Origin of the sequence: Rhodopseudomonas sp. BR0C11 (assembly GCF_010820945.1) — a bacterium.
GTDB classification, from domain to species: Bacteria; Pseudomonadota; Alphaproteobacteria; order Rhizobiales; family Xanthobacteraceae; genus Rhodopseudomonas; species Rhodopseudomonas palustris_H.
On sequence record NZ_QTKI01000092.1, the window covers coordinates 1 to 13803 of the forward strand.

Below are 13803 nucleotides of genomic sequence, written 5' to 3' on the forward strand. Positions count from 1 at the left end.
GTCCGGGCTCGGGCCGGCGCCGGAGCCTGGCAGCCGCCGTGTCTCGAGCACACCGCGCGGCGTCACCACACGGACGCTTTCGACGAAATCGTCAATGTGGGTGTAGAGGCTGGCGAAGTGGCCGCCGGAGCGGGTCGCGATCCAGCCGCCGAGCGTTGAATATTCGAAGCTCTGCGGGAAGTGCCGGAGCGTGACATTGTGAGGCTTGAGCTGCGCCTCCAGCACCGGGCCGTAAGCGCCGCCCTGAATTAGCGCCGCGCGCGAGGTGGCATCGACCTCCAGCACTTTGCCGAGATGGCGGAGGTCGAGCGTCACCGCCGCCTTGTAGCGGCTGCCGTCGACCCGGCATTCGACGCCGCCGCACACCGACGAGCCGCCGCCGAACGGCGTCAGCGCCGCACCGGCGCCACCGGCCCAATCCATCACCGCGGCGATCTCGGCCTCGTCACGCGGATAGGCAACGACGTCGGGCGCCGCGTCGTAGTCGCCGACCATGCCACGGACGTAATCTGGATAGGATTTGCCGTAAGCGTGGGCGGCGCGGTGATAGACGTCGACCGCGCAAATTTCCGACAACGATTTAGGCGGCACAATCCGCGGCTCGCGGAGCTTGATGTCGTCGAGAGGGACGACACCAACAGTGTCGAAGCTGTCGCGGCCGAACTCCGCTTTGTAGCGGCCGAGCACGAAGGCCTGCTCGGCCTCGGTCATCCCCTCGCCTTCCCGACCCCAGCCGTAGTGCTTCAGCCGCGCGCCCATCGTCGACCTCCCGGTTGTCGCCGGCGAGGTACCGATGCCGCGCCGATCGGCGGGTAGTGTGACGGGCAATGCCGAGGCCGGCAAGCCGGCTTGGCTCAGCTCGCAGCGTCGCGCACAGGTACCACCAGGATGTCGCGCTGCAGGCGGCGCAAGACCTCTTCGGTCACGCTGCTGAGCAATAACCGCACTGCACCACGCCGCGCATGGGTCCCGATCACCACCAGATCCGGCCTCAATTCGGTGGCGGCCTCGATAATATCGGTGGCGGGGCCCGCCCCCTCCTTGACCACGGTCGAGTAGTCGACATCGTCGAGCTGCAGCGGCTCGAGGAAGCGCACCAGATCACGCACCGCATCGGTGCGAGTGTCGACCAGATAGTCGTCGAGGCTGGTCTTGTCGACACCAGCGTAATTCAGCATGCCGGCGGCGGCGGCGTCGTAGACGTGCATCACGATCAGCTTGGTTCGCTGCAGCAGGCCGAGCCGTCGCGCGGTCTCCAGCGCCTGAGCCGAGCAATCGGTCAGGTCGACCGGCGCAAGGCTCTTGGCATATGGCAGCGCCGGGTCGAGGTTGGCCATCAGCACCGGTACCGTGCTGTTGCGGATCACCCGTTCGGCCGTGGTGCCGGCGAAGATGTCGCGCAGGAAGGCGCGGCGGTGGCTGCCGACGACGCACAAATCCGCACCATGCTGGTGGGCGGCACGGACGATGGCGTCGAACGGCGTGCCGAGCAGCACCAGCGGCGTGCATTCGAGGCCAGCGAGATAAGTGTGTTCGCGGATCGCGTCGGCGAGCGCGGACTCGGCGAGTTCGGCCTCGACGGCGACGATGTGCTCGGGCTGATCGTCATCGACCACATGGGCGATCACCAGCCGTGCGCCGCTCTGCCGGGCGAGAGCTGCGGCGCGGCGCACCGCACGATCGGAGCGCGCCGAGAAATCCGTGGCAGCGAGCACCACTTTCAGGCCGAACATCATATCGGGACGGGGCAGTTCGTTCATGATGAACCTCGTCGTTACTAAGGGCCGCGTGACCACACGCGATGGAAGCGGCGTGGCGGCATGGTGCCGTGCGCGCCGCGATGAAGCCGGTTACGGCTCGAGACTGCGCAGCGCGCCGATCCGGCGCATCACCCATTTCTCGAGTTCGAGCACGATCATCAGCACCACGCCGGCGCCGATCACCACGGCGCCGTCGACCAGCGAGATCGGCGTGGTGGCGAACAGGCTGTGCATGAAGGGCGCGTAGGTGAAGGCGATCTGCGCGGCGATCACGACCACCAGCGCGGCCAGCACCGGCATGGTGCCGAGCGCGCCGCGCAGCGAGATCGAGCTGGTGTGCAGATAGCGGACGTTGAACAGGTAGAAGATCTCGAACACCACCAGCACGTTCACCACCATGGTTCGGGCGGTGTCGAGCGACAGGCCCTTGCCGAGCGCGAAGAAGAAGATCGCCAGCGCGCCGACTGTGAACAGGAACGAGACGAAGAAGATCCGCCACACCAGGAAGCGCGATAGTAGCGGCGCGTGCGCTGGCCGCGGCGGCCGCTTCATCACGCCCGGCTCCGGCGGCTCGAACGCCAGCACCAGGCCGAGGGTGACCGTGAGGATCAGATTGATCCACAGGATCTGCACCGGCGTCATCGGCATGGTGAAGCCGAACAGGATCGCGACGATGACGGTGAGGACCTCGCCGCCATTGGTCGGGATCGTCCAGGCGATCACCTTGCGGATGTTGTCATAAACGGTGCGGCCTTCCTGCACCGCGGCGACGATCGAGACGAAGTTGTCGTCGAGCAGCACCACCTGCGAGGCTTCCTTGGCAGTCTCGGTGCCCTTGTGACCCATCGAGATGCCGACATCGGCCTGCTTCAGCGCCGGCGCGTCGTTCACGCCGTCGCCGGTCATCGCCACCACCGCGCCGGTGGATTGCAGCGCCTGGACGATGCGCAGCTTGTGCTCCGGATTGGTGCGGGCGAACACATCGGTACGACGCGCCAGTTCGACGAAGCCGGAATCCGGGGTACGGTCGAGATCGGCCCCCGTGACGACGTCGGGATGGTCGGTCAGATTGAGTTGCCGCGCGATCGCCTCTGCGGTCGCGGCGTGGTCGCCGGTGATCATCTTCACCACGATGCCGGCGGAGCGGCATTCGGCGATCGCTTGGATCACTTCGTCGCGCGGCGGATCGATGAAGCCGACCAGCCCCATGAACGCCAGCCCTTCGTCGAGATCGGCAAAGCCGAGCTGATCCGACGGCCGTGCCGGCGAACGCAGCGCGAAGCCGAGCACGCGCTCGCCTTCGGCCGCCGCACGCGCGATCTGCGCGGTCCAGAACTCCTGATCGATCGGATGCAACGCCCCGCCGGGGCCGACTTGCATTGCGCACATCGCCAGCAGCCGCTCAGGCGCGCCCTTCACGAAGATCACCTGCGCGCCGGAATCGGTGGCGTGGCGGGTCGCCATGAAGCGATGCTGTGCGTCGAACGGAATTTCGTCGGAGCGCTTCCACGCCGTTCGTTCCGCGTCGGGATCGAGCCCCGCCTTGATCGCAAGCGCGACCAGCGCACCTTCCATCGGATCGCCATCGACGACGTGATGGCCATCGACGTGACGGAGTTGCGCGTCGTTGCACAGCAGCGCCGAGCGAACGAGCTGCATCGCCGACGCCACTGCTTCGGGGGTGTCCTTGCCATCGACGGTGAGATCACCCTTCGGCACATAGCCGGAGCCGCTGACAAGGATAGTGTGATCGGCGGTGACGATCCGGCGTGCGGTCATCTCGTTGCGCGTCAGCGTGCCGGTCTTGTCGGAGCAGATCACCGAGGTGGCGCCGAGGGTTTCCACCGCCGGCAGGCGGCGGATGATGGCGTTGCGCTTGGCCATCCGCTGCACGCCGATCGCCAGCGTGATGGTGATCACTGCGGGCAGGCCTTCCGGCACGACGCCGACCGCGAGCGCCACCACGGCGATCAGCGCATCGGCCCAGGCATAGTCGCGCACCAGGGTGGCGAAGGCGAAGATCGCCGCCGCCGCCGAGATCGCCACCCAGGTGAAACGCTCACCGAACTTGTTGATCTGGGCGAGCAGCGGCGTCGCCAGTTGCTCGACGCCCTGGATCATCGTGCTGATGCGGCCGATCTCGGTGCGTGCGCCGGTCGCGACCACGACGCCGAAGCCCTGCCCGGCCGACACCAGCGTGCCGGAGAATGCCATGCACAGCCGGTCGCCGAGCGGCGCATCCACCGCCGCGGGCTGGTCGTGCTTTTCCGAGGCCACCGACTCGCCGGTCAGCATCGCCTCGTCGATCAGCAGGCCGCGGGCGCGGGTGAGGCGCAGATCCGCCGGCACGCGGTCACCGGCCTCGATCATCACCACGTCACCAGGCACCAGCTCTTCAGCCGGCACCACAACGCGGTGGCCGTCGCGCCAAGCATGCGCGCGCGGCGAGATCATCTTCTTGATCGCGGCCAGCGCCTTCTCGGCCTTGTCTTCCTGGATGTAACCAACGATGGCGTTGATCGTCACCACCGCAACGATCACCGCGGCATCGATCTGGTGGCCGAGGAACCCCGCCGCGACCGCGGCCGCGAGCAGGAAGTAGATCAGCGTGTTGTTGAACTGCGACAGAAACCGCAGGATCGCCGAGCGGCGCGGCGGCTCCGGCAGCGCGTTGGGTCCGTAGCTCTGCAGCCTGCGTTTGGCCTCGTCGGTGCTCAGGCCGCCGCGGCTGGTGGCAAGACCGGTGAGGACGCGATCGGCATCGATCGCGTGCCACATCTCGTCGGAGGCCTGATCGTTCGGGCCCTTGATGTCGGCTTGCAGCAGTTCGGTCATGGTGGGGATCTCGACGTCTTCGGCTCGACAGAAACGCTGCGGCCCGGAGTCGGAACGCCTCCCTTGAAGAGATGCGTCCATGGCCTCGGCTCCGTCCGGTCCCAAAAAGGGAATCGGTCACGCAACGCGATGGGCGGAATCGGAAAAATGCCGGACGGCGTCGCCGTAGCGATCAGGCGAGGAAAGGCTCAGCGCCTCGCGCCGTCAGACGGGACGGTTCGCTCGATCGGACTTGGCAACACACGGAATCGCGGCTTGGGACTAAGCGGCTATCGGCGGCCGCAGCTGCGGCGGCTCGCTGCGATCGAGCATCGGCTCGGCCAGCGGCAGATGCACGCGGGTGGTCTGATCGCAGCCGATGGTTCTGAACGACACCGGGCTCAGCGCATTGGCGCTGTCGGTGGTCATGATCTCCGGATCGTCACTGAGATTCAGCGGCGGCACCGGCGGCGGCGTCTTGACGAAGACAAGCTCAGGCTGAGGCGCCTGATGAGCCGAGGCGGCCGAGACGTTGCCGAGAACGAGCACAACGAAAGCGCAGACGCAGATCGCCGCCTTGAGCCACAGGCGCAATGCAGCGGACGTCTTCCGGCCGTCGCTATATCGTTCAAACTGCATCGTCAGGAAGCGTACCCCATCTGGATCAGGAGTGACAAAGGTTAGCTGCCGGCGATTGGCCGTCACATTGACCTCTATCAAGGGGTTAGCCGTTTGGATGCGGCGGGTGGTCACAGCCGGCAGAAGGTCGCGGCGACTTTAGCTAGGTACTGAGGCACCGCGCGCCGGCCTGTCGACGGCGTGCGCAGGCGCTTGACCGTAGCGGCTCGGGCGCGCAGTACGGCGGCTTCCGCAAAGGCAGATTCATGACCGACTCCCCTCAGATTTCGCGGCCGACGCCGACGCTGGCACAATTGCTCGACGCCGTGCGCTTCCTGACCATTCTGCCGGTGCCGAGCGCCGACCGCGCGCCGGAGCCGGACTGGCTGATGCGGGCGATGACATTCTTTCCTGTGGTCGGAGTCGGCATCGGCGTGGTGTCGGCGGCGGCGATGATCGTCGGCACCTCGCTGTTTGGGCCGACACTCGGGGCCCTCCTGGCGGTGACCGCCTCGATCGCGCTGACCGGCGCCTTTCACGAGGACGGCCTCGCCGACACTTTCGACGCGTTCGGCGGCGGCTGGACAGTCGAACGCCGGCTGGAGATCATGAAGGACAGCCGGATCGGCACCTACGGCGCGCTCGCGCTCGGCATCGGTGTCGCTCTGCGGGTCGCGGCGCTGTCGCTGCTGCCGCTGTGGGCGGCGCTGGCCGCGCTGGTCGCCTGTCATGCGGCATCGCGCGGTGCTTCATGCTTGGTCGCGCACCGGATGAACTACGCCGGCAATACCGCGGCGATGAAGGCGAGCTACGCCGACACCACACTGCGCAAGGACGAACTGGTGCTTGGCGGGATCGCAGTCGCGCTCGGCGCGCTGCCATTGCTGCTGGTGTCCCCGATCGCGGTGGTGATCGGACTTGCTGCAGGTAGCGTCCTTGCCGCCGCGATGGCCGGCTGGGCCAAGCGGCTGATCGGCGGCTACACCGGCGACGTGCTCGGCGCCAGCGAGCAACTATTCGAGATCGGCTTTCTGCTCGGCGTCGCGGCAGTGATTGCCGGATAGGCCGGTCTTTCAGGTCCCCGCGTCATTGCGAGGAGGAAAGCGAACGCAACAATCCCGAAGCTCGGTGTACCCGACTCCTGGATTGTTTCGTTTCACTCGCAACGACGGGGCCATAATCAGTGGCTGATCATCCACGGCCGCGCGGTGGGGAAGCCCTTGGCGCCGCTCTTGGTGCGGGTCTGCAGCCGGGCCGGCTTTTTGATCCCCGAACAGCAACTGCAGCCGGGCGCATGCTTGGCTTTGTATTCGCCGACCGTCATCGGTGCGTTGCGGCTCTTCTCGTTGGTGGCGTGTGCGTTGCGCTGCGACGCCGGCATGCAGGAGAAGTTTGGCGCCGTGAGGATCACCCGCGGCGACGAGGTCTCGCAGGTCGGGCAGAGCTGCGGATCGTCGCATTCGGCCATCGGCCGCAGATCCGTGAACGGCCCGCAGGCGTCGCACATATATTCATAAACAGGCATCGTCGTTTCCCTTGCGCTGACGATTTGTTCGGACCTGTGCGATGGGAGCGGGGCGGGAAGAACGCCCCGTCCCGCTCCCCGTCGCGCAGGGAAGTCTTGGCGACCACGCAGCAGTTAGGCCAACGGTCACCGCAGTGAGCCCGTCATGCCCGGGCTTGTCCCGGCCATGACGACGTTTGGTTACTTATCCGGCGAGATCGGCATCTGGACGTCGCCCTTGATCGCCTTCACCGGACCGGCCGAGGTCGGCATCATGTCGAAGTCGAAGATCTCGGTCGGCAGCCACAGCGTGGCGCAGGCGTTGGGGACGTCGACGACGCCGGAGATGTGGCCCTGCACCGGCGCGGTGCCGAGGATCGAGTACGCCTGGGCGCCGGAGTAGCCGAACTTCTTCAGATACTCGATCGCATTGAGACAGGCCTGCCGATACGCCACGGTGACGTCGAGGTAGTGCTGCTGGCCCTGCTCGTCGACCGAGATGCCTTCGAAGATCAGATAGTCCTTGTAGTTCGGCGTCACCGGCGACGGCTTGAAGATCGGATTCTTGATGCCGTACTTCGAGACGCCGTCCTTGATGATGTCGACCTTGATGTGCAGCCAGCCGGCCATCTCGATCGCACCGCAGAAGGTGATCTCGCCGTCGCCCTGGCTGAAATGCAGATCGCCCATCGAAAGACCGCCGCCCGGCACATAGACCGGGAAGTAGATCTTCGAACCGCGCGACAGATCCTTGATGTCGCAGTTGCCGCCGTGTTCGCGCGGCGGCACGGTGCGGGCGCCTTCGGCCGCAGCCTTGGCCTTGTCGTCGCCCTTGAGCTTGCCCATGTGGGCGGTCGGGCCGAACGGCGGATTGGCGAGGCCAGGCACGCGGGTCGGGTTGGTGGCGATCAGCGCGGTCTCACGCTCGTTCCACGCCGACAGCAGCTTCGGATCGGGCAAGCAGCCGATCAGGCCGGGATGGATCAGGCCGGCGAAGTTCACGCCCGGAATGTGGCGCGAGGACGTGTACATGCCCTTGAAGTCCCAGATCGACTTCTGCGCCAGCGGGAAGTGGTCGGTGAGGAAGCCGCCGCCGTTCTGCTTGGAGAAGAAGCCGTTGAAGCCCCACATGCTCTCGGCCTTCGGGCCGATGTCGAGCAGGTCGACGACCAGCAGGTCGCCGGGCTCGGCGCCCTTGACGCCGATCGGGCCGGACAGGAAGTGCACGATCGACAGGTCGATGTCGCGAACGTCGTCGGCCGAGTCGTTGTTCTTGATGAAACCCCCGGTCCAATCATAGGTCTCGACGATGAAGTCGTCGCCCGGATTGACCCACGCGGCCATCGGAATGTCCGGATGCCAACGGTTGTGGACCATCTCGTTGTCGTATGCGGACTGCGTGAGATCGACCTTAATCAATGTCTCTGGCATCGGAAGCTCCCCTTGTTACCAGTGGACGTGTGAAAACTAGACGGACAGATATTTCGCGACCTGCGCCTCATCGACGCTGGCGCGCGGCTCATCGCGAACGATTTCGCCGTTTTCGATCACCAGCACCCGATCGGCGACGTCGAGCGCGAAGCTCAGCACCTGTTCGGAGACGATGATCGAAAGACCTCGGCTGTCGCGGATGCGCTTCAAGGTGCGCGCCATCTCGCGAATGATCGACGGCTGGATGCCTTCGGTCGGCTCGTCGAGCAGCAGCACCTTCGGCTTGGTGGCGAGCGCGCGCGCGATCGCGAGTTGCTGTTGCTGGCCGCCGGACAGATTGCCGCCGCGCCGCCCCGTCATTTCGAGCAGCACCGGGAACAGCTCGTAGATGTCCGCCGGCACTTCGCTGTCGCCGGAGGCCGCAAGCCCGGTTTCGATGTTCTCCTTCACCGTCATGGTGGAGAAGATCATCCGCCCCTGCGGCACGTAAGCGAGCCCCTTTGCGACGCGCTCGTAGCTCTTCAGTCCACCGAGCTCGATGCCGTTCATCGCGATCGAGCCCTTCCGCTGCGGGATGATGCCCATCAGCGACTTCATCAGCGTGGTCTTGCCCATGCCGTTGCGGCCCATGATCGCGACGATCTCGTTCGGCGCGACATCGATATTGAGCCCGTGCAACACCTCGCTCTGGCCATAGGCGACGTGCAGATCGTTGATAGCGAGCATCGGGATCTCCTCTAATTGGCCGGAGCAACAAAGAACGGCGTCATTGCGAGGAGCGAAGCGACGAAGCAATCCAGCGCAGTGCACGGAGCTGGATTGCTTCGCTTCGCTCGCCATGACGGGGAAGAGGCGGTGCGCATCAGCAACCTCCTAGTGGCCGAGATAGACTTCGATGACCTTCGGATCGTTCTTCACCGTGTCCATCGAGCCTTCAGACAGGATCTGGCCCTGGTGCAGCACGGTGACCTTGTGGGCGATGTCTTCGACGAACTTCATGTCGTGCTCGATCACCAGCACCGAGCGATCCTTGATGATGGTGTGGAGCAGCTCGGCGGTCTTGACACGCTCGGACACGCTCATGCCGGCGACCGGCTCGTCGAGCATCAACAGGTCGGGGTCCTGGATCAGCAGCATGCCGATCTCGAGCCACTGCTTCTGGCCGTGGCTGAGCAGATCGGCGCTCATGCCGAGCTTGTCCTTCAGGAAGATCGCTTCAGCGACCTCCTCGACGCGCTCGCGCACCGCTGCGGTGCGCTGGAACGCCAGCGCGCCGAACACCGAGCGGCCCTGCGGATAGGAGATCTCCAGATTTTCGAACACCGTGAGGTCTTCATAGATCGACGGCGTCTGGAATTTGCGGCCGACCCCGGCCTGGACGATCTCGTTCTCCTTCATCTTGGTGAGATCCTTGCCGCGGAAGTGGATCGCACCGGAGGTCGCTTTGGTCTTGCCGCAGATCAGATCCAGCACAGTGGTCTTGCCGGCGCCGTTCGGGCCGATGATCACGCGGATCTCGTTCTCCTCGACGTAGAAGGACAGATCGTTGACCGCCTTGAAGCCGTCGAACGAAACCGTGAGCCCCTCCACGGCGAGCAGGAATTCGGGCGGTTGATGGCCGATCAGCATGGTGTCCTCCTCATTCCGCCGGGGCGCCGTCGGCCACCCGGCCGAACGACTTGCCGCCGGTAGGATCCGAACCGGGCTTTCGCTTGGAGATCAGCTTGCCGAACAACGGCTGGACGTAATCGCGCCAGATGCCGGCAAGACCATTCGGGAAGATCAGCACCACCGTGATGAACAAGGCGCCGAGACCGAACAGCCAGAGCTGCGGGAAGGATTCCGAGAGCGAGGTCTTGGCGAAGTTGACCACGAGCGTTCCATAGATCGCGCCGAAGATCGACAGCCGCCCGCCGACGGCGGTGTAGATGACCATTTCGATCGACGGCACGATGCCGACAAACGAAGGCGACATGAAACCGACGTTGAGGGTGAACATCGCGCCGCCAACCGCCGCGAACATCGCCGCGAGGCAGAACGCGAAGATCTTGAAGTTGGCAACGCTGTAGCCGGAGAACCGAACCCGATCCTCCTTCTCGCGCATCGCCACCAGGATACGGCCGAGCTTGGAGTGCCGCACGAACAGAGCCAGCAGGATCGCGCCGAACAGGAACGCGACCTCGACGAAGTACAGCACCACCTTGGCGTGATCCGGACGGATGTCCCAGCCCTTCAACGTGCGCAGGTCGGTGATGCCGTTGATACCGCCGGTGTAGCCCTGCTGGCCGATGATCAGGATGGTCATGATCGCGGCGATCGCCTGGGTGATGATGGCGAAATACACGCCGCCGACCCGGCGCTTGAACATCGCCGCGCCGATCAGGAAGGCGAACACCGCGGGCACCACCAGGATGGCAATCACCGTGACGGTGAGGCTGTGGAACGGCTGCCAGAACCACGGCAGATGCGTGATCTGGTTCCAGTCCATGAAGTCCGGGATGCCCGGCGTCGACTGGATCTTGGTGTTCTCGACGCTGGAAGCCTCCAGCTTGAGATACATCGCCATGCAGTAGCCGCCGAGGCCGAAGAACACGCCCTGGCCGAGGCTGAGAATGCCACCGAAGCCCCAGCACAGCACCAGGCCGATCGCCACGAAGGCGTAGGTCAGATACTTGGCGACCAAGTTCAGGCGGAAGACGTCCAGCGACAGCGGCAGGATCACCACCAGGAGCACGGCGAGGACGGCGAGACCGAGCAGATCGGCACGACTGAGAAAGCGCGGGCTTTCCATGACGGAGGCTCCTGTTACTTGCGAACCTTGAGGGCGAACAGACCTTGCGGCCGCACCATCAAGATCGCGACGATGGCGAGCAGCGTCAGCACCTTGGCCATCGAGCCGGACATGAAGAACTCCATGGTCGACTGCGCCTGGGAGATGCTGAAGGCCGAAGCGATGGTGCCGAACAGACTGGCGGCGCCGCCGAACACCACGACCAGGAAGGTGTCGACGATGTAGAGCTGGCCCGAGGTCGGCCCGGTCGAACCAATCATGGTGAAGGCACTGCCCGCGATGCCGGCGATGCCGCAGCCGAGGCCGAAGGTGAAGCGGTCGACCCGCTCGGTGTTGATGCCGACGGCACCGGCCATCACGCGGTTCTGCACAACGGCGCGAACCTGGCGGCCCCAGCGCGACCAGAACAAGACGTAAAACACCGCGACAGTGATCAGCGCGGTCAGCGCCATCACGAACATGCCGTTGATCGGGATCTCGATCGAATCGGTGACCTGCTTGGAGCCGAGCATCCACTGCGGCAGCTCGACGCCGACTTCGCGCGCGCCGAAGATCGAGCGGTAGGCCTGCTGCAGGATCAGCGACAGGCCCCAGGTCGCCAGCAGAGTGTCGAGCGGACGCTTGTAGAGATGGCGGATCAGCGCCCACTCCACCAGCATGCCGAGCGAGCCCGAGGCGATGAACGCCAGGATCATCGCGATGAAGAAGTAGCCGGAGAACAGCGACGGCAAATAGGCTTGGAAGAAGTTCGACGTCATCCAGGTGACGTAGGCGCCCAGGATCATGAACTCGCCGTGGGCCATGTTGATGACGCCCATCTGGCCGAAGATGATCGCGAGGCCAAGGGCCATCAGCACGTAGACGGAAAACAGAATGAGCCCCGCGAAGCCCTGCATCGCGAAGATCGCGCCGAGATCGCCAATCGAATATTCGCCGAACATGAGGCTGCCCCTGGATGGAATGGATCTGAACTCGGTGGTGGTCGGTGGCGCCCCTGCCCGCTCTCGGCGTCATCGCCGGGCTCGACCCGGCGATCCATCTTCTGCGAAGGAGATGGATGCGCGGGTCGAGCCCGCGCATGACGCGGAGTGCGTGGGAGCGTTCGCCGACGCTTACTGGTAGCCCTTCGGGAACGGATCGGGCTCGACCAGGTCGGCGGTTTCGTAGATCAGCTCGTACTGACCGTCCGCCTTGGCGCGACCGACGCGGGTCTTCGACCACAGATGGTGGTTCTCGTGGATCCGGACGTAACCTTCCGGCGCGCCCTTGAACTCGACACCCGGCGAGGCCGCGGCAACCTTGTCGATATCGAACGAGCCGGCCTTCTCGACCGTCAACTTCCACAGCCACGGGCCGAGATAGGCAGCCTGGGTGACGTCTCCGATCACCGTCTTCGGGCCCCACATCTTGTGGAATTCCTCGACGAACTTCTTGTTGTTCGGGTTGTCGAGCGACTGGAAGTACTTCATGCAGGCGTAGGCGCCAGCGATGTTTTCGCCGCCGATGCCGTCGATTTCATCCTCGGTCACCGAGATCGTCAGCAGCGTCTGCTTCGACAGATCGATGCCGGCCGCCTTGAGCTGCTTGTAGAACGCGACGTTCGAACCACCGACGATGATCGCGTAGATCACGTCCGGCTTGGTCAGCTTGATCTTGTTGATCACCGAGTTGAACTGGGTGTGGCCGAGCGGGAAGTACTCTTCGCCGACGACCTTGCAGCCCTGCAGATGATTCTCGATATGCTTGCGGGCGATCTTGTTCGAGGTGCGCGGCCAGATGTAGTCGGAGCCGAGCAGGTAGAAGCTCTTGGCGCCCTTGGTCTTGTTGACCCAATCGAGGCCGGCGATGATCTGCTGGGTGGCTTCCTGGCCGGTGTAGATGACGTTCTTGGACTGCTCCAGGCCTTCATAGAAGGTCGGGTAGTACAGCATGCCGTTGTACTGCTCGAACACCGGCAGCACCGCCTTGCGCGAGGCCGAGGTCCAGCAGCCCATCACCGCGGCGCACTTGTCGTTGACCAGGAGCTTCTTGGCCTTTTCGGCGAAGGTCGGCCAGTCGGAGGCGCCGTCTTCCTGGATGTACTTGATCTTGCGGCCGAGCACGCCGCCCGCGGCGTTGATCTGTTCGATCGCCAGCTTCTCGGCCTGCACCGAGCCGGTCTCCGAGATCGCCATGGTGCCGGTCACCGAATGCAGGATGCCGACCGTGACTTCAGTATCCGTCACCGCGAGTCCGGTCGTATTGACCGCAGAAGTTGCAGGCGCCTGCGCGAACGACGTGCGCGGCAACATCGTGAGGGCGGGAATCGCCGCCATCCCCATCAACAGTTTACGCCGGAGCGGCGAATTCAGGCCCGTCTTGTTTGCGTCTGACATTAACTACCCCTTCGTGGTTCGTGGGACGCGAGTGCAGTCGGGGAAACGATCGACGAATTCGGCGGCTGGACCGATACGCAAGATCACGTATGTTGCATCGCAAGATCGCGACGTAGGTTTTTCACGCGGCGGGATCTCGGGTCGCGGTGCCGTAACAACGAGCTCGAGGCTGACAAATTACGCGCGCCGTGACGGCAAAACCGGCAACGTCGCCGGCGGATCGGCGCTAGTGTCGAGCAAAGATGAGGAGAAGCGCGTGGCGGGGCGGCAGCGCATAGATCGCGTTCGGCGCCAGTACAATCAGTGGGTCGCCAACCAGACCCTCGAAGACTACGCGCTTCGCTTTACTGCCAAGAGTTCGCGCCGGTGGTCGGCAGCCCGCGTCGCCAACACGGCGCTCGGCGCGATTTCGTTCCTGGCCCTGGAAGCGATCGGCGGCACCATCACGCTGAACTATGGCGTCACCAACGCCACCGCGGCGATCCTGGTGGTCAGCGTGAGCATCTTCTG

At 64.7% G+C, this 13803-nt stretch carries 13 protein-coding genes; 2 read left to right on the forward strand and 11 right to left on the reverse strand.

Features of this window, described 5'->3' with window-relative positions; genetic code table 11:
• The 4 genes from DYI24_RS09865 to DYI24_RS09880 all read right to left on the reverse strand — a co-directional run.
• The coding region (locus DYI24_RS09865; protein WP_164572159.1) for an FAD-binding oxidoreductase at window positions 1–759 on the reverse strand (759 nt) is incomplete at its 3' end.
• A 95-nt stretch (window positions 760–854) separates the two neighbouring features.
• Window positions 855–1760 (reverse strand): universal stress protein, encoded by a 906-nt coding sequence (locus DYI24_RS09870; protein WP_164572160.1) that lies wholly within the window; start codon window positions 1758–1760, stop codon window positions 855–857.
• 90 nt (window positions 1761–1850) lie between these two features.
• The gene (locus DYI24_RS09875; RefSeq protein WP_164572164.1) at window positions 1851–4595 is read right to left on the reverse strand and encodes a cation-transporting P-type ATPase; all 2745 of its coding nucleotides are present in this window, start codon (window positions 4593–4595) and stop codon (window positions 1851–1853) included.
• 261 nt (window positions 4596–4856) lie between these two features.
• Complete coding sequence (locus DYI24_RS09880) at window positions 4857–5327, reverse strand: hypothetical protein (RefSeq protein ID WP_349627760.1); 471 nt, start codon at window positions 5325–5327, stop codon at window positions 4857–4859.
• Between the two features lie 131 nt (window positions 5328–5458).
• Here DYI24_RS09880 and cobS point away from each other — a divergent pair, with 131 nt between their 5' ends.
• Window positions 5459–6256, forward strand: a complete 798-nt coding sequence (cobS, locus tag DYI24_RS09885; RefSeq protein ID WP_164572161.1) for an adenosylcobinamide-GDP ribazoletransferase — start codon at window positions 5459–5461, stop codon at window positions 6254–6256.
• A gap of 116 nt (window positions 6257–6372) precedes the next feature.
• Here the strand turns inward: cobS and DYI24_RS09890 are convergent, their stop codons facing one another.
• From DYI24_RS09890 to urtA, 7 genes are all read right to left on the reverse strand, one after another.
• Complete coding sequence (locus tag DYI24_RS09890; RefSeq protein WP_011156820.1) at window positions 6373–6717, reverse strand: FmdB family zinc ribbon protein; 345 nt, start codon at window positions 6715–6717, stop codon at window positions 6373–6375.
• A gap of 180 nt (window positions 6718–6897) precedes the next feature.
• Window positions 6898–8127 (reverse strand): formamidase, encoded by a 1230-nt coding sequence (gene fmdA, locus DYI24_RS09895; RefSeq protein ID WP_107343401.1) that lies wholly within the window; start codon window positions 8125–8127, stop codon window positions 6898–6900.
• A 36-nt stretch (window positions 8128–8163) separates the two neighbouring features.
• Window positions 8164–8853 carry an urea ABC transporter ATP-binding subunit UrtE gene (urtE, locus tag DYI24_RS09900; RefSeq protein WP_164572162.1) on the reverse strand — a complete coding sequence of 230 codons (690 nt, stop codon included), beginning with the start codon at window positions 8851–8853 and terminating at the stop codon, window positions 8164–8166.
• 147 nt (window positions 8854–9000) lie between these two features.
• On the reverse strand, window positions 9001–9756 hold the full coding sequence (gene urtD / locus DYI24_RS09905) for an urea ABC transporter ATP-binding protein UrtD (RefSeq protein WP_012494928.1): 756 nt from the start codon (window positions 9754–9756) through the stop codon (window positions 9001–9003).
• A gap of 10 nt (window positions 9757–9766) precedes the next feature.
• Complete coding sequence (gene urtC, locus DYI24_RS09910; protein WP_107343400.1) at window positions 9767–10918, reverse strand: urea ABC transporter permease subunit UrtC; 1152 nt, start codon at window positions 10916–10918, stop codon at window positions 9767–9769.
• Window positions 10919–10932: 14 nt separating this feature from the next.
• Window positions 10933–11859, reverse strand: coding sequence for an urea ABC transporter permease subunit UrtB (gene urtB, locus DYI24_RS09915; protein WP_107343399.1), 927 nt, complete (start codon window positions 11857–11859; stop codon window positions 10933–10935).
• Window positions 11860–12030: 171 nt separating this feature from the next.
• Window positions 12031–13293, reverse strand: a complete 1263-nt coding sequence (gene urtA / locus DYI24_RS09920; RefSeq protein WP_164572163.1) for an urea ABC transporter substrate-binding protein — start codon at window positions 13291–13293, stop codon at window positions 12031–12033.
• Between the two features lie 31 nt (window positions 13294–13324).
• Here urtA and DYI24_RS28280 point away from each other — a divergent pair.
• A partial coding sequence (locus DYI24_RS28280) for a hypothetical protein (RefSeq protein WP_349627761.1) occupies window positions 13325–13803 on the forward strand: 479 nt, incomplete at its 3' end.